Annotated in this window: 22 protein-coding genes and 1 pseudogene; 1 reads left to right on the top strand and 22 read right to left on the bottom strand. The window is 26.4% G+C overall.

Translation table 4 applies throughout. The features are described 5' to 3' along the window. Positions 1-235: 235 nt before the first annotated feature. From AAHM97_RS02870 to AAHM97_RS02850, 6 genes are all read right to left on the bottom strand, one after another. Positions 236-562, bottom strand: a complete 327-nt coding sequence (locus AAHM97_RS02870) for a hypothetical protein (protein ID WP_342268434.1) — start codon at positions 560-562, stop codon at positions 236-238. 204 nt (positions 563-766) lie between these two features. Then, positions 767-1102 carry a hypothetical protein gene (locus AAHM97_RS02865; RefSeq protein WP_342268433.1) on the bottom strand — a complete coding sequence of 112 codons (336 nt, stop codon included), beginning with the start codon at positions 1100-1102 and terminating at the stop codon, positions 767-769. 12 nt (positions 1103-1114) lie between these two features. Beyond that, entirely contained in the window at positions 1115-1198 is an 84-nt protein-coding gene (locus AAHM97_RS05355; RefSeq protein WP_425288832.1) for a lipoprotein, read from the bottom strand. Positions 1199-1709: 511 nt separating this feature from the next. Next, the gene (gene parC / locus AAHM97_RS02860) at positions 1710-4172 is read right to left on the bottom strand and encodes a DNA topoisomerase IV subunit A (RefSeq protein WP_342268432.1); all 2463 of its coding nucleotides are present in this window, start codon (positions 4170-4172) and stop codon (positions 1710-1712) included. Positions 4173-4191: 19 nt separating this feature from the next. After that, positions 4192-6180: a DNA topoisomerase IV subunit B gene (gene parE, locus AAHM97_RS02855; protein WP_342268431.1), complete on the bottom strand. Its 1989-nt coding sequence runs from the start codon at positions 6178-6180 to the stop codon at positions 4192-4194. Between the two features lie 518 nt (positions 6181-6698). Then, on the bottom strand, positions 6699-7574 hold the full coding sequence (locus tag AAHM97_RS02850) for a hypothetical protein (RefSeq protein ID WP_342268430.1): 876 nt from the start codon (positions 7572-7574) through the stop codon (positions 6699-6701). 658 nt (positions 7575-8232) lie between these two features. On the opposite strand from AAHM97_RS02850, the gene tyrS reads away from it, so the two are divergent. Continuing rightward, entirely contained in the window at positions 8233-9477 is a 1245-nt protein-coding gene (gene tyrS / locus AAHM97_RS02845) for a tyrosine--tRNA ligase (protein WP_342268429.1), read from the top strand. Positions 9478-9549: 72 nt separating this feature from the next. On the opposite strand, the gene lpdA is transcribed toward tyrS, so the two are convergent. The 16 genes and pseudogenes from lpdA to AAHM97_RS02770 form a co-directional block, all read right to left on the bottom strand. Beyond that, entirely contained in the window at positions 9550-10968 is a 1419-nt protein-coding gene (gene lpdA / locus AAHM97_RS02840; protein ID WP_425288831.1) for a dihydrolipoyl dehydrogenase, read from the bottom strand. A 36-nt stretch (positions 10969-11004) separates the two neighbouring features. Continuing rightward, a pseudogene (locus AAHM97_RS05350) lies at positions 11005-11334 on the bottom strand (biotin/lipoyl-containing protein); the annotation flags it as partial. A 9-nt stretch (positions 11335-11343) separates the two neighbouring features. Beyond that, positions 11344-12606, bottom strand: coding sequence for a dihydrolipoamide acetyltransferase family protein (locus AAHM97_RS02835; protein WP_342268427.1), 1263 nt, complete (start codon positions 12604-12606; stop codon positions 11344-11346). Between the two features lie 9 nt (positions 12607-12615). Further along, a complete protein-coding gene (locus AAHM97_RS02830) occupies positions 12616-13605 on the bottom strand; it encodes an alpha-ketoacid dehydrogenase subunit beta (RefSeq protein ID WP_342268426.1) in 990 nt (329 codons plus the stop codon). A 1-nt stretch (position 13606) separates the two neighbouring features. Next, positions 13607-14716, bottom strand: a complete 1110-nt coding sequence (locus AAHM97_RS02825; RefSeq protein ID WP_342268425.1) for a thiamine pyrophosphate-dependent dehydrogenase E1 component subunit alpha — start codon at positions 14714-14716, stop codon at positions 13607-13609. Positions 14717-14725: 9 nt separating this feature from the next. Then, positions 14726-15718: a lipoate--protein ligase gene (locus AAHM97_RS02820; RefSeq protein WP_342268424.1), complete on the bottom strand. Its 993-nt coding sequence runs from the start codon at positions 15716-15718 to the stop codon at positions 14726-14728. 79 nt (positions 15719-15797) lie between these two features. After that, the gene (locus tag AAHM97_RS02815) at positions 15798-17087 is read right to left on the bottom strand and encodes a DNA polymerase IV (RefSeq protein ID WP_342268423.1); all 1290 of its coding nucleotides are present in this window, start codon (positions 17085-17087) and stop codon (positions 15798-15800) included. Continuing rightward, on the bottom strand, positions 17074-17910 hold the full coding sequence (locus tag AAHM97_RS02810; RefSeq protein ID WP_342268422.1) for a TlyA family RNA methyltransferase: 837 nt from the start codon (positions 17908-17910) through the stop codon (positions 17074-17076). Before AAHM97_RS02810 ends, AAHM97_RS02815 begins: the two co-directional genes overlap by 14 nt. Before the next feature lie 23 nt (positions 17911-17933). After that, a complete protein-coding gene (locus AAHM97_RS02805) occupies positions 17934-18977 on the bottom strand; it encodes a hypothetical protein (RefSeq protein ID WP_342268421.1) in 1044 nt (347 codons plus the stop codon). An 83-nt stretch (positions 18978-19060) separates the two neighbouring features. Then, positions 19061-19336 (bottom strand): hypothetical protein, encoded by a 276-nt coding sequence (locus AAHM97_RS02800; RefSeq protein WP_342268420.1) that lies wholly within the window; start codon positions 19334-19336, stop codon positions 19061-19063. A gap of 184 nt (positions 19337-19520) precedes the next feature. Then, entirely contained in the window at positions 19521-19733 is a 213-nt protein-coding gene (locus AAHM97_RS02795) for an exodeoxyribonuclease VII small subunit (RefSeq protein ID WP_342268419.1), read from the bottom strand. A gap of 3 nt (positions 19734-19736) precedes the next feature. Next, positions 19737-20948: an exodeoxyribonuclease VII large subunit gene (xseA, locus tag AAHM97_RS02790; protein WP_342268418.1), complete on the bottom strand. Its 1212-nt coding sequence runs from the start codon at positions 20946-20948 to the stop codon at positions 19737-19739. Positions 20949-20974: 26 nt separating this feature from the next. Then, positions 20975-21367 carry a transcription antitermination factor NusB gene (locus AAHM97_RS02785; RefSeq protein ID WP_342268417.1) on the bottom strand — a complete coding sequence of 131 codons (393 nt, stop codon included), beginning with the start codon at positions 21365-21367 and terminating at the stop codon, positions 20975-20977. Between the two features lie 22 nt (positions 21368-21389). Then, the gene (locus tag AAHM97_RS02780; protein WP_342268416.1) at positions 21390-22253 is read right to left on the bottom strand and encodes a hypothetical protein; all 864 of its coding nucleotides are present in this window, start codon (positions 22251-22253) and stop codon (positions 21390-21392) included. 21 nt (positions 22254-22274) lie between these two features. Beyond that, positions 22275-23075, bottom strand: coding sequence for an aldo/keto reductase (locus AAHM97_RS02775; RefSeq protein WP_342268415.1), 801 nt, complete (start codon positions 23073-23075; stop codon positions 22275-22277). Next, positions 23075-23707 (bottom strand): dephospho-CoA kinase, encoded by a 633-nt coding sequence (locus AAHM97_RS02770; RefSeq protein ID WP_342268414.1) that lies wholly within the window; start codon positions 23705-23707, stop codon positions 23075-23077. Before AAHM97_RS02770 ends, AAHM97_RS02775 begins: the two co-directional genes overlap by 1 nt. Positions 23708-23710 lie beyond the last annotated feature (3 nt).

Here is a 23710-nt window from a genome sequence, read left to right as displayed (position 1 = left end):
AAAAGTTACAATAACTAAATATCAATGTCTAGAAAATTTATTATATTAATATCTAAACCCAATGAACATAAAATACTACTATTTAATTTTGTGAATATATACTTTTGGTATAAAAAGCCATTCTAGAATTAGAATGGCTTTCAAATATTTATAGTATATTCCTTAAAAAATTACTTTTTCTTATTTGATTATATTAAATAGTTATTAATAATAATTATTTATAAAATTATTTAAATTAGGTTACCTGATTTATAAAATTTTCATTTATTTCTAATTTATTTTTTGCTTTTTCAAATAATTTATTAATAATTGCAAAAAATATATTATTTGTGTTTCAAATAATAATTGATAATAAAAATATCATAATTAATGGTCGACTATTAATTTCAATTCCAAAAATCTGCGTATATATTACAACCGATACGTAAAACATAACAAATAAAGAAAACATACACTCGATAAAATTATATATATAATATGCAATTTCAAATCATTTATTAAATGATTTTATCTCTTTTCATCTTTTCAATCTCTCTTTTCCACCAAACTTTATAAAAATCATAAATACCCCCTTTTCGAATAATATTTTTAAATTCTTAATAACAAAGTTATTTATTTTAATTAGACAGATAGCAATATATATAATATGTGTCTATCTATAAATTAAAATTTTAATGACAAATACTCTTTTTAACTTATTTAGAGATGATAATTTACCATAGATAAGATTAATTTATATTTTACTAAAATTGTAGATAATAAATATCTATGTTATAACCGAGATATTATCTCCATTTACTTTTTTATTCTTAGTATTGTTATATACAATTGTATTTATGTAGCAAAAAGCTTGAATAAAAACATAGATACCTATTGGCATTCATATAGTATAGTTTATAAAACTAAATGTCATAAGACTATTATTTTTAGTTCCAGATATAATTATAGAGATAAAAACAATTGATAACAGATAAAGATATGATCAAAATATTACAATAGATATATGATAAACATAATAACAAAATTTAAATCATCTATTAATATCCTTTATTTCAAACCATTTTTTATCTCACGATTTTGGTGATGCTGTAAAAATTCTCATAAATACCCCCTTTTAAATATTTTTAGAGACTATAATTGAATTTGGTATTGTGCTTGATAGTGCAAGCGAACCAAAAATTGATAAAAGTTTTTTCATTTTAATACTCTCCATTTATATACCTATAGTTATACTATAAACCTACACATATATTTTAGTCTTTTATTTTTTTAAAAGCAAGTATTTAATCGAAAAAAAGTTAATAATTAATAATTAATTGTATTTTTTTATACAAAATTATATTAATAATTCTAAGCTTCCATAGCTCGTTTTCCATGTATAATTAAGGATTTTTTTAAATTAGATATACATTGATTAATTTTATACTTTAAATTTTAAAACTAAATTTTTAATTTTAAATAGTTAAGAATAAGTTATCTATATATACAATTTTAAAAAATCATCCAAGCTAATATCAATTTTTATTAATATTTATTTCAATATTTTTATGCACAATTTATCTATTTTAGAAAAAATAAAATGTCATTTCTAAGAAGAAATGACATTAAATTTATATAAAAAGATAAACTATATTTAATTGTATATTTGACAAATTAGATTTTATTGTTCTTATAAATATTGCTTATTTTCTCTTTTCATAATTTATTATTTACTTGGTGGGTAAATCAGTAGATTTTGAAGGAATTGGTATATCATTAGATTCAACAATATATTGTTTAATATCTTCAACATATCTTCCGCTAGCACCCTCAAGTTTAACATTTCTAGCTTCTAATTTTGAATCTGGGAGATTATCAATATTAACACTACTCATTTCTCCGTTGTCATCAAACAAGACAATTTCTTTATTATTTGGATCAACATTTAATAGATTAACACAATATTCTTCTATTTTATTGTTTTTTGGATATAACCTAATTCCCTTTTTAGGTCTAGATAGAGTTGGAATTAAATCAACACCAACTTTTTTACAATAACCTTTATCTGTAACAAGGATTAAATTCCCATCATCATAGCCAATTCCTGAAATAATTTCTTCATTTTTTGAAGATGTAGATTTTACACCCTTAGCAGAACTTGAAACTGATGGAATTTCATCAATATTATATTTTACAGCATAACCAGATCTTGTCAGCATGATTGCATATTTTGTTTTTGATGAAATCAATGTTGCTGAAACAACCTCATCACCTTGTTTTATATTCATTAATTTATATGATTTTGATGTTAATTTTACTTTAAGATTTTCAATTTTGGTACGTTTAATCATCCCTTGTTTTGTTGCTAACATAATTTCTTGTTTTGCATTATCAAAATCTTTTACTAAAAATGCAGAGATTATATTTTCAGCTCCAGACATTTGAACAATTTTATTCAAATGAATTCCAATTGTTTTTCATTTCGATTCTTCAATTTTATAAACTGGGATAACATAATATTTTCCAAGATTTGAAACTAGTAAAACTGTATCAACTGTATTTGCTTTAAATTTTGCAATGTATGTGTCACCGGGTTTACGTTTAAAGTCTTTCATATTTGATTTTTCGAAAGTATCAATATCAATGGCTTTTAAATAACCATCATGAGAAATTCAAAGGTGTAAATCTTTTTTCTCAATTGTTTTTTCAATTTCAATATCAATAGATTCAACTTCATCAACTATTACTGTTCTTCTATCAATTCCAAATTCATCTCTAACAGTAGATAAATCGGCAATAATTTCTTTATTCATTTCATTTTTGTCATTTAATATTGCATTTAACTTATTTACTAACAATTCTAAGTTTGCTTTTTCTTCTTGCAATTTGACAATATCTGTTGATGTTAATCTATATAATCTTAAGTCAACAATAGCTGTTGCTTGCACTTCTGTAAATTCAAAACTCTTAATTAAATTTTGGATTGCTTCGCTTCTATTTGCAGACTTTCTAATTGTACTAATAACTTGGTCAATGATTGATATTGCTTTAACAAGACCAGCAATAATTTCTAATCTTTTTTTTGCTTTTTCCAAATCATATTTTGTTCTTTTTAATAAAACATCAATATAGTGATTTAAGTAAGCTCTTAAAATTGGGACAATTCCCAATAGTTGTGGTCTTTTATCAACGATTACAACATTGTTGTAATTGTAAGATATTTGTAGCGATGTATTTTTAAATAAGAATTTTCTTACAGTATCATAATCTTCATTATTTTCCAATTCAATAACAATTCTCATTCCTGTTCTATCTGTTTCATCTCTAACTTCTTTTATTCGCAAGCTAGGATTCGCTTCAACAACATCACCAATTTTTCTTACCAAGTCTTGCTTAACAACTTCATAAGGAATTTCATCAATTACTAACATTCCATCTTCGTGATGAACTTTTGATTGAACAATGACTCTTCCTTTACCGGTGCGAAATGCAGATTCAATTCCTTCACGACCCATAGCTATTGAACCGGTTGGGAAATCTGGTCCCTTAACAATTTTAAAGATTTCAGAATCTTTGACGTCATCTTTTTTTATAATTAATATTAAAGCATCGATTATTTCTCTTAAATTGTGAGGTGGCATATTTGTTGCATAACCAGCAGCAATCCCAGTTGAACCATTAACTAAGATGTTTGGGAAATATGATGGTAAAACAATTGGCTCTGATTCAGAATCATCAAAGTTAGGGGCAAATTTTACTGTATTTTTTTCAAGATCATCTAATAATAAGCTAGATATTTTGCTCAAACGAGATTCAGTATAACGCATCGCAGCAGCAGAATCACCATCTATAGAACCGTTATTTCCATGCATATCTACAAGTGGCATATTTAGTTTTCAACTTTGACTCATTCTAACTAATGCTTCATAAACAGAAGTATCACCATGGGGGTGATACTTACCAATAACATCCCCAACAATACGTGCAGATTTTTTGTATGGTTTGTCATGAGTTAAGTTAATTTCGTTCATAGCATAAAGAACACGACGCTGAACAGGTTTTAAACCATCACGAACATCTGGTAACGCTCTTTCTTGAATAATGTATTTTGCATAACGACCAAAACGTTCACCAATAACATCTTCAAATGGTTGAACAAGAATTTGTTCGTTATCTAATATATTTTTAGCCATTTCTTTTATCCTCACTAATTTATCCTATATCAGGATTATTTTCCTTATCTTTAATTTTATCTTTATTTTTATCTACAAATATTAAGTTATCTTCTAAAGTAAATTTAACATTTTCTTCAATTCAATTTTTTCTTTTTTCAGCATCATCGCCCATTAATATTTGGATTGATGCATCACTTTTAATAATATCATCTGCTGTTACCTGGATAAGTTTTCTTTTATCTGGGTCCATTGTTGTTTCTCATAACTGAATTGCATTCATTTCTCCAAGACCTTTGTAACGCTGAATTTCAACTTTGTTTTTATTTGTTTTCATAAAATCTTTTAATTCATCTTCGGTTCAAAGATATTTAATTTCTTTATCACCGCTTGTTTTTTGAATTTTAAAGAGTGGAGGTAAAGCAATAAACATTCTACCCTCAGTGATTAGGTCTTTCATATATCTAAAGAAAAATGTTAATAGAAGTGTTTGAATATGAGCACCATCAGTATCTGCATCTGTCATAATAACAATTTTTCCATAATTTGAATCTTCTACATCAAATTCGGGACCTATCCCAGCTCCAATTGCATTAATAATTGTTGTAATTTCTTCATTCTTTAATAATTCTGCTAATTTATTTTTTTCAGCATTAATAACTTTACCACGAAGAGGGAGAATTGCCTGGAATTTTCTATCCCTTCCAGATTTAGCACTTCCACCAGCTGAATCTCCCTCAACTAAAAATAATTCATTTTTTGCCTTATCTTTTCCTTGTGCTTGAGTTAATTTACCAAGCATATTTTTATTGGTTAGTTTTGTTTTTTGATCTCTGACAGCTTGACGAGCTTTTCGAGCATCATCCCTTGCTCTTCTAGCTAATAATGCTTTTTCAATTAATTCACTAGAATATTGAGCATTTTCTTGTAATCAAAATGAAAAACTACTAAAGGCAATTTTTTCACAAGCAGATCTTGCTTGTGCTGTACCAAGTTTTCCTTTGGTTTGTCCTTCATATTGAATAAGGTTTTCTGGAACCTTAACACTAATAATAGCAATTAACCCTTCTTTTACATCGCTAGATTCTAAATTAGAATCTTTTTCTTTAAAGATACCACTATTTCTAGCATATTCATTTAGAGCTTTTAAAATCCCGGTTCTAAAACCAGAAATGTGAGTTCCCCCATCAACAGTTTTAACATTATTTGCAAAACCAACAACAGATTCAGAAAAGCCATTTGTATAAGCAACAGCAATTTCTGCTTCAATATAGTTTTCTTTACCCTTCATAATTATTGTTGGAAATAATAATTTTGAAGATCCTTTTAAGGATTTAACAAATTCTTCTAAACCTTTTTCATATAAAAATTCTACTTTTTTATCTGTTCTTTTATCTGTTAAATTTATTTTTAATCCAGAATTTAATAATGCAGACTCATTTAATCTTTCATAAATTGTTGAATAAGAAAATTCTGTTGTTGAAAACATTTCACCATCTGGTAAAAAATTAACAATTGTTCCAGTTTTTTCACTTTTTCCAACTTCTTTTAATGGTTCAATTAGTTTACCACCCTTAGCAAATTTTATTTCAGATATTTTACCATCACGGTGAATTAAAACATTAAATTTTGAACTTAGTGCGTTAACAACACTTGACCCAACTCCGTGTAATCCTCCAGCAGATTTATAACCATCGCCACCAAATTTACCACCAGCATGAAGAACAGAGAAAATTATTTCAGGAGTTGATTGTTCTGTATTTTTATATTTTCCAATTGGGATTCCTCTCCCATTATCCTTAACAGTTACACTTCCATTTTTTTCAATAATTACACTTATTTCAGTACAATATCCAGCAAGAACCTCATCAATTGAATTATCAACTATTTCTCAAACCAAATGGTGTAGACCTCTAGAGTCTGTTGAACCAATATACATTCCAGGACGTTTTCTAACTGCATCTAATCCTTCTAAAACCTGAATACTATCTTCTGTGTAACCGTGATTATTATTTTTATTTGTAGCCATTTATTCCTCTTATTTATTTCTATCAATTTTTAAATATAATTAATTTATTAAATTAACGCCAATATATATATTATACCAAAAAATCCCCTATCATTAAAGTATTTATTAATATATTATATTTTTTTATGAAGTTTATTCATTAATAAGGGGTTATTTTTAAGTTATTTTACAAAAATTACCTTGAAATTCAGTGTTTATGGTCATTTTTGGGTTTTAGTTGATAAAATAAAATAATTCATGAATTAATTTATATTTGATATATTTTATATTTTGAGTATTTTAATAAACTAATTTTCATGATTTGCATAATAAATTTTTTATTTATCATAGTGATTATAACTCCCATTTAAAGCTTATTGGTAAAATAAAATATGTAATTTTAAAATATACAATTAATTGCCTTAAAAATTTTCTTTTAATATCTTTGTCTATTAAATCAACATTACATGTTAATTATATTAAACGATGATAAGAAACTATTATTCTAGATTGGTAAACTAAATCAATATAATTATTACTTAAATATTTAGGTCCTTTTTAGAAAAATTATAGATTATTTGCCACATAAACAAGATAGAAAGAAACAAATTTATAAATATAGAGGCAATTGAAAATCCTAAATTATCAATTATTAATGTTCCAAAACTAATTTCTCCTTTTTTAGGTTTTAAATTTAAAGTAACATCATTAAATTTTAAAACCTTAGGACAAAGAGAAGTTGGTGATATATATTTAAAAAAGGAAGCTTGAAAAACCTTTTCATCAACAATGTAATCCATTGTTAGAATGTAAGCTAACAAAAGAATGTTTAATATCAATCCTAGATAGTTTACCTCAATTAAAATTTGACAGATAAATGTAAATATTAAAATTAGAAAAATCATAAATGTAATAAATGATAATTGATAGGTTATAAGTCTTCCTATATACAATTTATTATCACTTAAGTCAATGATCGAATATATAATCGTCATCGCAAAACTTGGGGAAAACATAATTAAAGATGTAAAAATAAGAAAAACTATTTTAGATAAGATTATTTTTATTCTACTGTTTGATGTAGCAATTAAAAGTAAAATATGCCCTTTCACAATTTCCTTAACTATAATTTTATTAATTAAAATTAAATTAAAGATTGAAAACAATATTACACTTGCACTAAAAATTTCAGAAAGATAATTACCATATCCCAAGACACTAGTCCATTGCAAATTATTTTTTTGATACTCTTGATTGTTGAAAAAAGATAATCCTTGCTTTCCTTTATTTAAGGTGTTAATAAAAATCACAACAATATTCATTATAAGAAAAATAATAGTAAAAAATATAATTAATCAAAGATTTTGTATTATATAATTCTTTATTATTTTATGATTTATAAATGCTTTTTTCATTACTCTCCTCTTTTATCGTTATTATTTACAACACTCTTATTAATTATTATTTTCACAAGTAAAATTAATTATATATAATAAAAATTTAAAAGAAAATGAAAAAAGTTAGTCTACTATTTACAAGATAATTTTTCATTTTACTAATTATATTATAATTTATTTCTTTTGTGAAATTTCAGTGTTTTATATGATATAGTACTTATTTGTATTAATGTTTAATTTGTTTAGTATCATAAGATTGCTTTTGGTCTCCTACCTAACTTCTTTTTTATCTGTTTTTTTATTATTGTATTGATAAAAGATTATACTAAACCTATATTAATTTATAACTCAAACAATATATTCTAGTCAATGTCTAATAAAAGTTTTAAACCAATTCTCGAACTGGAAGCTTAAATGTTTGTTTTAAACAAAAGTTTTTTGGATCATTTCTAGAACATTTAGAGATATGAAACATTTTTACAATTGTTTCTAAAAATTTATTAAAAATTGAAATGAATTAAGAAAGTAAATTATAATTTAAAAAGAGCGAAAGTAAAATAGTTATTAGATAACAAGTCTACTTAGAGTCATTTTTTCTGAGAATATTTTTTTCAAGTTTTTAATAAAATTGTATGTTATACTTAAAATATAATAATTTAAATACTATAGGAGTAGAATGAAAAGAAATATATTTGAAGAGTTTGAGATCCGTGGGATTGTCAAGGATTGTAGCAATAAAGATAAATTGCAACAAGCAGTTTTAGATAAATCATATATTTATATTGGTTTTGACCCAACAGCAGATTCAATGCATATTGGTCACCTAGTACAAATATTACTATTAAAAAGATTTAAGAGTTTTGGTCTTAAACCATTAATTGTATTGGGCGGAGGTACTGGAAGAATTGGAGATCCTAGTTTTAAAAAGGATGAAAGACCCCTACTTAATAATAATCAAATTGAAAAAAATGTTAATGGAATGAAAAAACAATTTGAAAGATTTTTACCTGATATTAAAATTGTCAATAATGGCGATTGATTAAACGATTTTTTAATGACAGATTTTTTAAGAGATGTTGGTAAAAGATTTACGTTAGCACCTTTAATAAAAAAAGATGCAATTGCATCAAGAATTGATAAAGGTCTAAGTATTACAGAATTCTTTTATACAATGTTACAAGCATACGATTTTTATCAATTATATACTAAATATGATTGTCGAATTCAATGTGGTGGTAGTGATCAATGAGGAAATATAATGTCTGGACTAGATCTTATAAGTTCTTATGTTGGAAATGATAATTCCAAAGCTGTGGGATTGACAACGAATTTAATTACTAAAAAAAATGGACAAAAATTTGGAAAAACAGAATCTGGTGCTATATGGCTTGATAGAGATAAAACAAGTGATTATGAATTTTATCAATTCTTTTTAAATCAAGATGATATTGATACTGCCAATCAATTAAGATGATTATCTTTTTTAGAATATGAAGAAATTAAAAATCTCGATAAAAAAGCCAATGATGTTCCACATGAAAAATTAATGCAAAAGCAATTAGCAGATGAAATTACAACTTTTGTTAGAGGCGATGAAGGATTAAAAAATGCCCAGCAAGTTAGTGAAGCATTATTTAAAAATGATATTAATAAATTAAATGAATTACAAATAAAGAATTTATCGGGAATAACAATAATTGAAATTGAATCTAAATTAGATATAATAACCTTTTTAACAAAAAGTGGAATTTGTTCTTCAAATCGTGAATCAAGATTAATGATAAAAGATAAATCAATATTAATAAATGGAAAACAAGTTGATAATGAAAATATTATCATTAACAATAAAATAGCATTGTTTGATAAGTATTTAATTATTAAAAAAGGAAAAAGAAATTTTTATAAGATAATTTTAAATTAGACAATAAAATTAGATTTTAAAAGAATAAAAAAGGATTTGTTAATTAACAAATCCTTTTTTAAATTTTCTAAATTAAATATTAATAGCTTTTCCATATTCTAATATTTCAGCAACTTCTCCAATTGCTTCACTCATTGTTGGGTGAGGATGAATACTTCTTGCTAGTTCTGAAATTGTTCCTTCACATTCAATTAGAGATGTTATTTCAGAAATCATATCTGTCGCTCTATTTCCAATAATATGTGCGCCTAATATTGTTTTGTATTTTGGATCACACATTATTTTTACGAACCCAGTTGTATCATCATCTGCCATTGCCTTACCAATTGCTGCAAATGGAAATTTTGCAACTTGGTATTCAATTTTATCTCTTTTTAATTCTTGTTCAGTTTTTCCAATTGAAGCTATTTCTGGATGAGTATAAATACATGATGGTATTCTATCTCAATCCATTACAATATCTTCTGCTTCTGTTTTTTGCATAGATCTTGCAATGCTATTTGCGCAAACTATCGCAGCATGTTGGGCAACATGGGCCAACATTGCTCTACCAGACACATCTCCTATTGCATAAACTCCTTCAACGTTAGTTTTACAATAATCATTAATTATTACAGATTTTCTTTGATCAAGATTAATCCCAATTTTTTCAAATCCTTCTAATGATATTCTTCTTCCAACAGATTCAAGGCAATATTCACCAAGAACAGATTGACTTTTTCCGCCCTCTGTAAAGAATAGTTTATTTCCAGCAAATTTATCAATTTTAACACCTTCAAATATTTTAATTTTATATTTTTCAATCATTTCTTTTTTGATCAGGTCTTTCACTTCTTTATCTAAAAGACCTAAGATAGTTGGTGCTGCTTCTACAATTGTAACCTTTGTTCCCAAGCTTGCAAATAGACAACCAAATTCTACACCAATAACTCCCCCACCAATAACTGTTAAGCTTTTAGGAACTGATGTAATTGACAATATTTTTGTTGAATCAATCATAACCCCTTTTTTTCTAGCATCATCAAAACCAGGAAGAGGTAGTGTATTTGGAACAGACCCAGTAGCAATGACAAGATTTTTTGTTCGATAATTTTTACCATTGACTTGGATAGTATTTTTATCTAATGCAACAGCCACACCAAATTCTTTTTTTACTTTGTTTTTATCTAAAAGAAATTTAACACCATTTGTTAATTTACTAACAATATCATTTTTTCGTTTAACTGCTTGTTTATAATTAATTTTAATATCTTTGGTATTTGGTATATCTATACCAAGAATTTTAGATTTAGAAATTATATCCTCATAAGCTTTTGTTGTTCTTAGTAATGATTTTGTTGGTATACATCCAACATTTAAACATACACCTCCATAATATTCTTTTTCAATATTAAGGGTTTTTAAACCTAGTTGAGCACATTTTATAGAACAAATATACCCACCTATACCAGCACCAACAACAATAACATCAAATTCATCTGCGATTTTCACATTAGCTGCTGAAGATGTTTGTGGTCCTCGTGAAGGAATCACATCATTTGAAACTGGTGTTGAACCAACAACAGATGCATTTTCTTCAACAACTTCTTCTTTTACTTGTTTTGAAGGAGATGGTCCAGCTCCACCATTGTCAATTTCAATAACAACTTCACCAACTTTTATTTCTTGGTCTGGTTTAATATTTATCTTAAAAATTTTTCCTCCAACAGGAGCATAAATATCTGAATTAACCTTATCAGTTTCAACAGCAAATAATTCTTGTCCTTCTTTGACAACATCACCAACTTTAACAAAAATTTCTACTACTTTACCTTCGGTAAGTCCCTCACCTATATCTGCAAATTTAACTTGAAACATATTTCACTCCTATAATAACAACAACAATGGGTCTGTTGCGTATTTTTCTATTTCTTGTAAGAATCTTCCAGCATCTGCCCCATCAATGATTCTATGGTCACATGTAATTGAAAATGGCATAATTCATGCTGGTTCTAAATTTTCACCATTATATTTTGGTTGTTTTGTCATTGCACCAAGACCAAGAATCGCGCTTTCTTGACCATTAATAATAGGAGTTGCAAATTCAATTCCAACAGAACCAAAATTAGTAATTGTAAATGTTCCATCAGACATATCAGCAGTAGCTAGTTTTCCGCTTCTTGCTTTATCTGCCATTTCTGTTATTTGTTGTGCTATTTCTAATATTGATAATTGGTCTGTATTTTTTATATTTGGAACAAATAACCCTTTTGGGGTATCAACAGCAATTCCAACATTAATATTATTTAACTGTAAAATAGCATTGTTTTGTTTATCTATTCTAACATTTACATTTGGATATTTACGTAGTGCTTTTGCAACAGCTTTAACTACAAAAGCTAAAAATGTTAATTTTATATCTTCATTATTTAATGATTGTTTTATTTTTTTTCTTAAATTATATATTTGGGTAAAATCAATATATTTAAAAGCAGAAAATGCTGCTTTTTCAGATGAAGAAGCTTCCATTGCTTTTACAGTTGCTTTTCTTATTCCGTTCATTGGAATAGATTCTCATGATAGACCATTGTATACAGTCTTTACAATGCTTCCTTGTGTTGGTATAAATGATTGAGAAGATTGTTTTAAAACTCCACTTGAATTTTTTTGGTCTAAATCTTTTAATAATATACGATTATTAGGTCCACTTGGTTTTATAGTAGAAAGATCAATATTTTTTTCAGCTGCCACTTTTCTTGCTAACGGTGTTGCTTTAAATAGACCACCATTTGATTGATTTGAAGTTGCAACGTTTCTAACAATCACATCATTTGAAACTGGTGTTGAACCAACAACAGATGCATTTTCTTCAACAACTTCTTCTTTTACTTGTTTTGAAGGAGATGGTCCAGCTCCACCATTGTCAATTTCAATAACAACTTCACCAACTTTTATTTCTTGGTCTGGTTTAATATTTATCTTAAGAATTTTTCCTCCAACGGGAGCATAAATATCTGAATTAACCTTATCAGTTTCAACAGCAAATAATTCTTGTCCTTCTTTGACAATATCACCAACTTTAACAAAAATTTCTACTACTTTACCTTCGGTAAGTCCCTCACCTATATCTGCAAATTTAACTTGAAACATGAAAACCTCCTAATATTCATATGCAATTATTTTTTCAATTGCTTCTAATACCTTATAAGGGTTTGGTTGATGATAAGTCTCACCACAATCATAAGGAATAATAACATCATAACCAGTACATCTTGATAATGGTGCTCTTAAGTATTCAAAACAGTCTTCATTCACTGTTGTAATAATTTCAGCAGACACTGAGAATGAACGAACAGCTTCATGAACTACAAGTAATCTTCCAGTTTTTTTAACAGAATTAATTACCATTTTCTTATCTCAAGGTTGAATACTTCGAAGATCTATTAATTCAATTGAAGCATTTGGATTTTTTTGATTGTATAAATCAATTGCTTTTTGACAATCCACTGTTTGAGCTCCGTATGTTACTATTGTTAAATCATTTCCAGGGTTAATAATAAATCCTTTTCCAATTTCAACTGTGTAGAAACCATCTGGAACTTCTTGTTTAAATGCTCGATAAAGTTTTGATGGTTCTAAAAATAGAACAGGATCTGGTGATTCAACGGCTGCACATAATAACCCTTTAGTATCATATGGGGTTGATGGCATTACAGTTTTAATCCCTGGAATATGCGCATATATTGCTTCTAATGCTTCAGAGTGATGTTCTAGGGCACGTATCCCTCCACCAACTGGCATTCTTATAACTAAAGGGGCTGTGTATTTTCCTCTACTTCTATTTCTCATTCTTGAAATATTAGAAATGATATTTTGTAAAGAAGGTAATCCTAACCCTTGGAATTGTAATTCAACAATTGGCAATAGACCGTTCATAGCCATTCCTAATGCAGCTCCAACAAATAGCGCTTCAGAAATTGGTGCATTAAAACATCTATCTGGCCCATATTTTTGTTGTAAACCTTGGGTAGCTCTAAAAACTCCCCCTTCAAATCCAACATCTTCTCCATAAATAACAACATTTTTATATTTATCCATACAAGCATCAATTGCATCTGTAACCGCTTTAATATTATTTATAACTGCCATACTAGTGTCCCCTTTTCAATGTTTCTGGATATTTTTTAAAGAATTCGCTTGCTTCTTTTTGTTGTTCTTTTAAATTATCTGTCAGCTCAGAATATTGATATTTAAATATATCTTCTAATGGATAATTTTTATTAGTTTCTGCTCATGTAAATTGTTTTGCCACAAATTCTAATTGTTCATTATCTAATTTTTCTTGTTGTTTATCAGATCACACTTTTTTAGTAATTAAATATTTTTTCAATCTAACTAATGGGTCAAAAGCTTGCATTTTTTCAAATTCACCTTTTGGACGATAAATATCTGGAGAGTCAGAAGATGAATGAGCTCCTAAACGATAAGTATCATATTCAATAAATGCAGGACCATTTCCAGCTCTAACTCAGTCAACAATCTCTTTTGTAACAAGATAACTTGCCACAAAATCATTCCCATCAACTTTTATTGATGGAATAGCAGAAGCAACAGCTTTAACAGCTATATTAACTGTTTTTGTTTGTTCTGCTGTTGGGGTTGATATTGCTCATTTATTATTTTCACAAACAAATACACATGGAACATTATGAAGCTTTGCAAAGTTCATAGACTCATAGGTTTCACCCTCACTCATTCCACCATCACCAGTTGTTGTTAGGACAACACCTTTTCTTTTAAGGAATTTTTCTGCAAATGCCATACCTGCTGCTTGAGAATATTGTGTACCAATAACAATGTTTGGTGGTAAACAATTTACACCATCTGGAGTTCTACCTCCCATTTCATTTCCCATTCAATATAACATTATATTTTTTACTTCTTGTCCGCAAGCAAGTCAAGCAGCATTATTTCTATACCCTGATAGAAAGTGGTCTGTTTTCATATTCAACGCTTTTATGTAAGCAACCTCACATGCTTCTTGACCTGTCGAACTTAAGAAAGATAATATTCGACCTTGTCTTTGAACTTTATTTTGATATATATCTTGTGTTCTAGAAAGGTTCATAAGTTTATAAGATTCTAATATAAATTTATCATCAATTCCTGTAAATAGTTTTTGGTCAACTATTACACCATCTTTGTCCATTATTTCAACTCTTTGATTTTTTAATGGATCATAATTATTTAAAAATTTCATTTTTCACCCCTAATTGAAGCATAATGATAATAAATCATTTGCTTCAAAATTTTCCCCAAATATTTTTTTTAGATCAAATCTTAAAAATATATCTTTAAGATTGTCATACTCATACTTTTTATTTTTTAAAGATTGTTCTAATTCTTCTGTTCCTTTATATCCCAGAAAATCACCATAGAATTTTATCATCTCTACAATTCCATTATATATTTTAATATTAACTTCAACCATACCTTTATTTTCAAGATATTTTTTTGAAGTATAATCAAAATCAGAATTTTTTTGGAAAACTCAATCTTTAGAATTATATTTTTTCTCCAATTCCTGGACAATATTTTTGTCATAATCAATTTTATTTATTTCTTCACTAATAGTATAACTTTTGATTACCTCATCAATAAATTGTTTAATATCAATTTTTATTCCAATATCATCGAGTAATTTTTTAATATTTGCAACACGTGCAATATTAGACTTTACCTTTTGATGCTTAATTTTTTCTTTATCGATGTTTAAATACTTTTGGATTTTTGATAAATCAACATCAAATAAAAGTGTACCATGCTGGAGAACTTTTAATTTGTTTTGTAATTGGGCATTACCAGAAACTTTATATCCATCAATTTCAATGTCATTTCTACCATGAAAGTTTGCATTTAATCCTTTTTGTTTAAGATAATTAATTATTGGCTTTAATAATAATTCAAAATTAGTTGAGTAATTTTTATCATTATTAACTATTAAAGAAAAACAGACATTCCCTAGATCTTGAAAAACTGTTCCTCCACCTGTGTTACGTCTTACTATTTTAACATCATCATTTAACGCAGCCTGAACATTGATTTCTGCATAAGTATTTTGGTTTCTACCAACAACAATTGTATTTTCATTTTGTCAAATAAAAAGTATTGGGTCTTTTGTAATAAATTTAGACGTTAAAAATTCTTCGATAGCAAGATTTTTTGCTGGATCATAAGAATCTGAAACTATTAAATTAATCATTAAAAAACCTCCTATAATATTTTACTCTTAAATTAAATTATTGTGCATTTTTTTGTCATTAAATTAAAAAAATTGATATTTACTTTTTAGATTTTTTAATTTGTTTGTTAGAAAGATGAGTTTCTTCATTAAATATATATTTTGTTTGTTTGAAACTCTCCCTTGGCATATTATCTCCAAAATATAAAACATCTTTTTTATAAAAAAGATTGATATTTTTCTTTAAAGATTCTAATTCTTGATTATGATTTTTTGAAACTTGATTAATACTATCTAATGTTGATTGATAGGTATAATTTTTTTTTGAAATTAGATCCTTTACACCAATTCCAATTTTATATATGCTCTGATTATCAAAAAATTCTTCAAAGATGTTATATGCTTGATTTAGAAGAGTATTAAATTGGTCACTATAGTCATTTAATGTTCTTTGCATTGATTTATTAACAATACTCTTAGAACGAATAAACTCCCCATTCCTATTTCTTGTTGCCAATAAAACAGAGACATTTTTAAACATTAAAAAACGTCTTTCTAAACGATTATGTACTCTCTTGCAAAGAAAGTAAATATAATTTTTTAATTCTTCAAATTGATTTGATTCAACATCTAATGTAAATTCATTACTAATACTTTTATTTTGTGAAGATTCTGCTAAGACTACATCAGAACTAATTCCATTTGCACAATTGTATAGATTTCTTCCCCGTACACCTAAAACCTTTTCAAGATCTTTAACATTACTACACGCAAGATCTCCTATTGTTTTTATATTTATTTCTCGCAATTTTACAGCAGTTGATGGACCAATCATAAACATTTTCTCAATATCTAATTGTCAAATTTCTTTTTTATAATCATCACCCTTTATAATCTTAACCCCATTTGGTTTATTAAAACTAACCGCCATTTTTGCAAAAAATCTAGTGTATGATGCTCCAATTGAACATGTGAGCTTAAATTCTTTATAGATTTTTCTTTGAATATCTAAACATAGTTTTTTAATTGAACCATATTTATGTCAAATATTTGTTGCGTCAATATAACACTCATCAATTGAGGCAACCTCAACTTTTGGTGTATATTCATCAATTAGTAATTCAAATATTTTTGATGAAAAATTAGAATATAATTGATAATCAGGAGTGGCAATATTAAGGTTGTTACTAAGTTTTTTTGCTTTAAAGTATGGCATCCCAGATTTAATTCCAATACTTCTTGCTTTATAATTTGATGTTGTTATAATTGCGCGACTATTTGGAGAACAAACAACCAATGGTTTTTCTTTTAATTTTGGGTCAATCGCTTCGTGACATGAGGCAAAAAAAGCATCCATATCCATTAAAAGTATAACTTTATATTCTTTCATAATCATTGTCCTTAAAAAAATCTCAAGCACTATTTACACAATTTATTATACTATTTATATCTTTATTTGTCTCTTTCTTTTTGTCCTGTCTTTTTTTAACAACAGTAATATACTCAATATTTTTTTTCTTATTACCCAAAATTGGAGAAAAATCAATTTCAATAACATCAAAGTAATTTATATTCAAATAATTAAATACGCTCTCAATAACTTCAATATGGACATTTTTACTATTGATTTTTCCCGCTTTTACATTTTCTCGTGAAGATTCAAATTGGGGTTTTATTAATAAAACTCCAAATGTATTTACTTTAACAATATCTTTTAATGGTGGCAAAATGTGTTTTAATGAAATAAAACTAACATCACAACAAAAGAAATTAATTTCTTTTTCAAACATATCAATTTTAACATCTCTAAAATTTAGTTTCTCCATTGAAACTATTTTTGGATTTGTTCTAAGGCGATAGTCTAATTGATTTGTTCCAACATCAACAGCATAGACTAAACTAGCTCCCATTTGTAAGCAACAATCACTAAAGCCACCTGTTGAAGAACCAATATCTAAACATACAAGACCATCTAAATTTAGCCCATATTTTATAATTGCTTTGTATAATTTGCTTCCAGCTCTAGAAACAAATCTTTCTTGATTTTGATTTATTAACTGAATATTTAGTTTTTCTGGATTAAATAGTGTTCCTGGTTTTGTGATTTTTTCATTGTTAACAATCACATTACCAACAATAATATTTGATTTTGATTTAGACCTATTCTCAAAGTGATTTAAGTCTACTAATATTTCATCTAATCTTTTTTTCATATATAAAACCCAACAATTTAATTCTATTTATTTTCTTCATTATTATTTTGATATATTTTAAGATCGCTTTTAATTGATTCTGCAATTTTCTCAAACATTACAGAACCATATGTATTAATAACTTTTTCTTGTTTTCTAGATATTTCATTTAAAAGTTCTTTATATCTAAGTCCAGTTATTCTTCTTACATATTTATTGTTTGGATCATTTTCCCCCAACGTATCTTTTAGTTCTGATAATAATCTAATTTTTTCTTCTTCACTATCAACATAAACTTTTTTAATTTTAACGATTTTTGGCTTTAATAGATATTTTTCTGAAAATTTATCACCCTTAAGATTATTTCTTAAATCTTCAATAATAAATGGGTCAATAACACTTTGATTTTTTGTTGAATATTCATCAATTTCAAATTCTTGTTTAATTAAAAAGCTTTGAGGGATTTTATAATATTTTCGAATCGATTCTGGAGTATGACGGTCATAGTTAAGTTTTCATCCATGTTTATATGTGATTCCATCACTTCCAAAGTTAATGTTATTTTCAACATCCTCAAAGTTAAACCCATCATCGTATTGTTCATCTTCAAATTCAAATCCTGAAATAAGTTTATCTAAATAATTTTTATATAAGCTTGGGTCATAATCTTCTGGTTTGGTTTGTGACTGATTATTTTCCACAATCTTAATCGCAATTTTTTTATTGTAAAAATAACCATCTTTTTTATCAAAAGCTTCAAAATCTAAATTTGCATTTCCAAGTGATACCCCATAGAGAATTATCACACCATTTTTTACATCAAAATAGCAATCAACAACTGAAATATTATCTGATTTAATTTGATAATTTAAGTTTTCTGGGTCATAATTTATTACTTTCAAAAAATACTTTTCTTTAATTGGAAAATTAATAATATTGTCCATATTGTCTAGTAATATATGTGAATCATATTTAGAATCTTCAACTTTTATTTTCATATTTTCCTTATAAGATTTGTCAATATTTGATTTGTAATAATAGTTGGCAATATCAACAAGATTTTTATTATCTTCATGTGAAAAATACATTTTTTGAGAATCTTCTAATTTAATTAATTGACTAAGTCTTTTAAAAAAATCACTACGATTGTTTTGATCATATTTAATACTGTTTACTTTTTTTTTAATATATCACGATTAAATTCGTGATTAAAATCACTTAGTTCTTTGACTATTTTTTTCTCTTCAGTTTCTTTAATATCAATAAAATTCGAAACCTGGTTAACTATATCTTCATCAACTTTATTTTTTAAATGGAGCATATTGTAGATATCTTCAATATTATTGTAAAATTCATTAACTTTTTCTGGGGTAGTTGATTCTAGATATTCTCTAACCATGCTATCGTTTAATAATTTATTTAAAATTTGTTTTTTATTATCATTCATAGCCTTCTCCTTTACAGTCTTTTTATTATTATATCATTTTTTAATAACGAAATTATAAATGAATGAAAATTATGTGCTTTAAAACCTCTAAAAAGAAAAAAACTCCCCTATTGAGGGGGGTTTGTAGGGATTAAGATTAAAATATGTAGTAATATTTAAAAATATATTTAATCTCAACTAAATATTATGATAATTTAGATAGTTCCCCATTTTCACTAACTGTCATAACTTCTCCTTCAGCAGTTTTAATTTTTTCTCCAAATTCATCAAAAAGCGCCTTAGATTGTTTATACAATTCAATTGCATCTTCTAATGAAGTATTTGGATCATTAATTTTATCACTTTTTTCTTTAAGTTCTAACATGATATCATTAATCATTCTTTTTGTTATTGGCATAATTTATTTCCCCTTTCTTATCACATTTACTATTGAATCTTTAAATTCAATCTTATAAATATTACCTTCAATAATATCATCTCCATTTTTAATAAGTTTATTAGTGTTTTTATCCCTCACAATTGCAAAGCCCTTATCAAGTGGTCTCATTGGATTTATAAGCTCGATTCTTTCTTGAATATTTAAGTACTCTCTTTTCAGTGTTTCAAATTTTCAATTAATGTTCTTTTCAATTAAATCTTTATATTGAAAAAATTGTTGAGCAACTGCCTTTATTTTGTTATTTAAAACATTTTTTATGTTTTTTCTCTGTTCGACAATATTATTATACTCTCCCTTATATGCATCTAATTTTGATTCTATAATATTTTTATTTTGTTGCAACATTGAAGATACAATCTGCAATGTTACTTGCTTATCTTCAATAGCTTTTGTTGCTGCATCTGTGGGTGTGAGTCCACGAAGATCGGCAACTAAATCTGCAATTGTAACATCTGGGTCATGTCCAATTCCTGTAATAACGCTAATTTCTGAATTATAGATAGCCTCTGCAATTTTAAGATCATTGAAACACCAAAGATCGTCAATTTTTCCCCCACCTCTAATTAACAAAAGTGTATCTATTTTTGGGATTTTTGTTCCACTCAATTTATTGACTAATTTTATTGCTTTTAAAATTGAACCAATTGCAGAATCACCTTGAACAAGACTTGAGAAAATAAAGAGATTAACATTAGCATTTCTAGATTTAATTGTTGTAAGAGCATCTTGTAAACCAAATGCGCCCAAACCAGATATAATGGCTATATTTCTTGGTAGCTTTACAATTTTTCTTTTTCGATCGGTTCAACCTTTTTTTGTAACCTCAATCACTCGTTGGTTATATAATTCTTCGATCTCACCAATACCATCAATTTGTATCTTTTTAACAGTAAAATTTACTTTATTTGCCTTACCATAATATGTGACATCTCCAGTCACTCATAAACTAACACCATTTTTTAATAGTTCTCGACTAATATTTGGTGTTGACTTTCATAAAACAGCACTAATAGATGATGAGGGGTCTTTGAGGTTAAAATATGAATGACCATTTACAGTTGAAAAATCAGAAATTTCTCCATAAATTTCTACGTTATTTAAGTTTTCGTTTAATCTAATCGCATCACTAATAACATCTGCTAGTTGTTGAATTGAACTATATTTCGTTGACATTAAACTCCCCTATTAATCTACAAATTTTATAATTTATCTAAAATTGCATTAATATATTTATTATCCTGACTAGGAAGATATAAAAATGATAATTTTAACATTTCATTTATTACAATTGCTTTCTCTCTTTTTTCATCTGTTATCTCAAAATATCCATTAACCAAAACTGCTTGGTGAATATGTGGTAACCGTTCCCATGATCATTTAGTAGAAACATTAGATGATATAAATTCAACTGCCTCATCAATAATATATACCCATCTTTTTAGTATTTCTTTGTCTGATTTTTCTAAATTTATTTGAAAATTTGCTTCAATTTCATTAATAATTGACTGAATTGTTTTATCTAGACAAAAATATCGATATATAAGTTGAATAAATTTTCTTCGTCTTTCAATTAATTTTCTAATATCTTCCATTTATCAACTGCTCTCTATTATTTTATATATATTTAATTTTAAAAGTTATCTCATTTTCTGGTGTACTTGGGTCTGTGAGAGTAATTGATGGGTCACCTGATTTATCGAATTTAATATTGTAACTATTAAAAATAGTTGCAATTCTGCTTTTAAGTGATACTTGTTCTCCATTTTTATAAAATGAAAGAATATAATTGCTTAAGTCTAAATGATTATTGTTACCACCACTATTCATTCCAATAATATCATTAATAAAATTTGAAAGAAAAAGTTGATGATAATATGAATAATCTTCTCCTATATTTTGCACCTTTGATTGGTATGCAGAGGTTGAATTGTAAAAAGAAGATGAAAATCAACTATTTTTAAATTCTTCAACTTGCAAATTAATTGTCTTATTGTAATTAAAATAAAAATTAAATGGTAGAGAAACATTATCATGATTATCTGAAATGTTAACATAAGCTTTTATAATATTTTTATTTTGGCCAAATTTAGTTAAAATTTTTGATATAAACTTTTCAGGAGTTAATTGACTTTCTCCCTCATAAATGATTTTAACCTCAATTTTTGCTTTATTATATCAATCTATAAAAAAACTTTTATTTGTAAATTTTGAGGCAAGAATATTTTCAATATCTTCTTTAAAAGCTTCTGTAGCGGAAGCAATATAATCATTATCATTGGTTTTTAATTTATCTGGAGTAGGATCTTTTTCTACAACAATAGAAGATAATGCATTATTTGTTCAACTATTAGAAATTTCGGCTGGTCAATCATCTTTTGAAAATATAAAACTATCTCCAGGTTTACTACAAGAAACAACTTGAGTTAGAGCTGGGGCTGTGAAAGAGAATATAGACAATAATTTTAACAGTTTTTTCATTTTAGACCCTTTCTATTTATATTATACATTTTTTTTATAATTTAGTGTGTCAATTTCTTTTAAATCTTTTTCTGACAATTTAAAATAATTGATCCCAATATTTTCTAATAAACTAATTAATGAAAATACCTGAGGGCTAGCAATAATATTTCTTTGTAAAGCTCAGCGCATAACAATTTGATATTCGGTTGATTCATATTTCATTGCTAAAAGTTGAATAGCTCTAACCCTTTCCACATTCCCTTTCATCATTAAATGCATTGCTTGAATTTTAATATTATTTTTCTTACAAAAATCAATAAGTGGTGAATTATATTTTCCAGGTGAAAGTTTAATAAATAAAACTTCTGGGTAATTTTTAAATTCTTTATGTAAATCTATTAATTGTTCTAAACTAAAATCTTTAACTCCAATTGATCGGATTTTCTTTTGTTTTTGCAATTCTAATAAAACTTTATAAGTAATTCTTCAATTACCTTTAGATGGGTCAATAATTAAAAGATCTAAGTATGACATTTTGAGATCATTTAAAATTCTTTCAAACTCTATGTTTACTTCATTAACATTAACACTTTGTGAATCAATAGCAGATGTTAGGTAAAATTCTTCTCGTTTACGATTTGATCTTAATATTGCATTTGCAACAAGTGATTCTTTTTTATAGTAATATGACAAATCAAAACGTCTATAACCAAGATAAAAAGCAGCCAATATTACTTCAACAAGAAAATTTTCATCATCTATTCTTTGTAGACCGACTCCAATAATGTTAATGTTTTCTCCATTTCTTAATTTCACTTTTTTATTAACAACAGCTTCCATTAATTATCCTCATTTTTCTCAACTAATACAGTGTTCATAATTTTATCATAATCAAGGTTTAATTCCTTGAAAAACAATTTCAATTCATATGAAAATGAAGTTGATGATGAATTGTCTATAATATAGTCAAATCTTATTTGTTCTGGTTTATATATTCTATGTTGAAAATCTAATATTCTTAATATATTTTTAATGTTATCTGGGTCTCTCTTTGTTAAACTTTGTTTGTAAAATTCTGGTTCAACCATTTGCACTCATATTATTTTATCATATTTTATACTTAAAAATGTTATTAGAGCAGCTTCAATAAATATATATTTATAATGCTTTGAAATATCTTCAATATTTTTATTAACAAGATTAGATATTAAGTCCCAAGAAAGCTGACAAAATTCCATATTTATCTTATCATTAAAAAGCACTTTTTCTAGAATAATTTTTGTATTTATTCCAAATTCTGAAATAGCACTTGGACAATTTTTTCGAATAAATTCAAGAAATTTTTTATCATAATAAATTTCTCTCGCTACTCGATCAACAGATATTATTAATGAATTTTCAATTTTTTTAAATATATTGTTACATATGTAAGATTTTCCACTACAAATATAACCACCTACCCCTATTACCATGTT

This window comes from Spiroplasma endosymbiont of Aspidapion aeneum (assembly GCF_964031045.1).
Taxonomy (GTDB): Bacteria; Bacillota_I; Bacilli_A; order Mycoplasmatales; family Mycoplasmataceae.
Note: the sequence above shows the minus strand (reverse complement) of the source record. Positions and strands in the feature narration are given on the sequence as shown.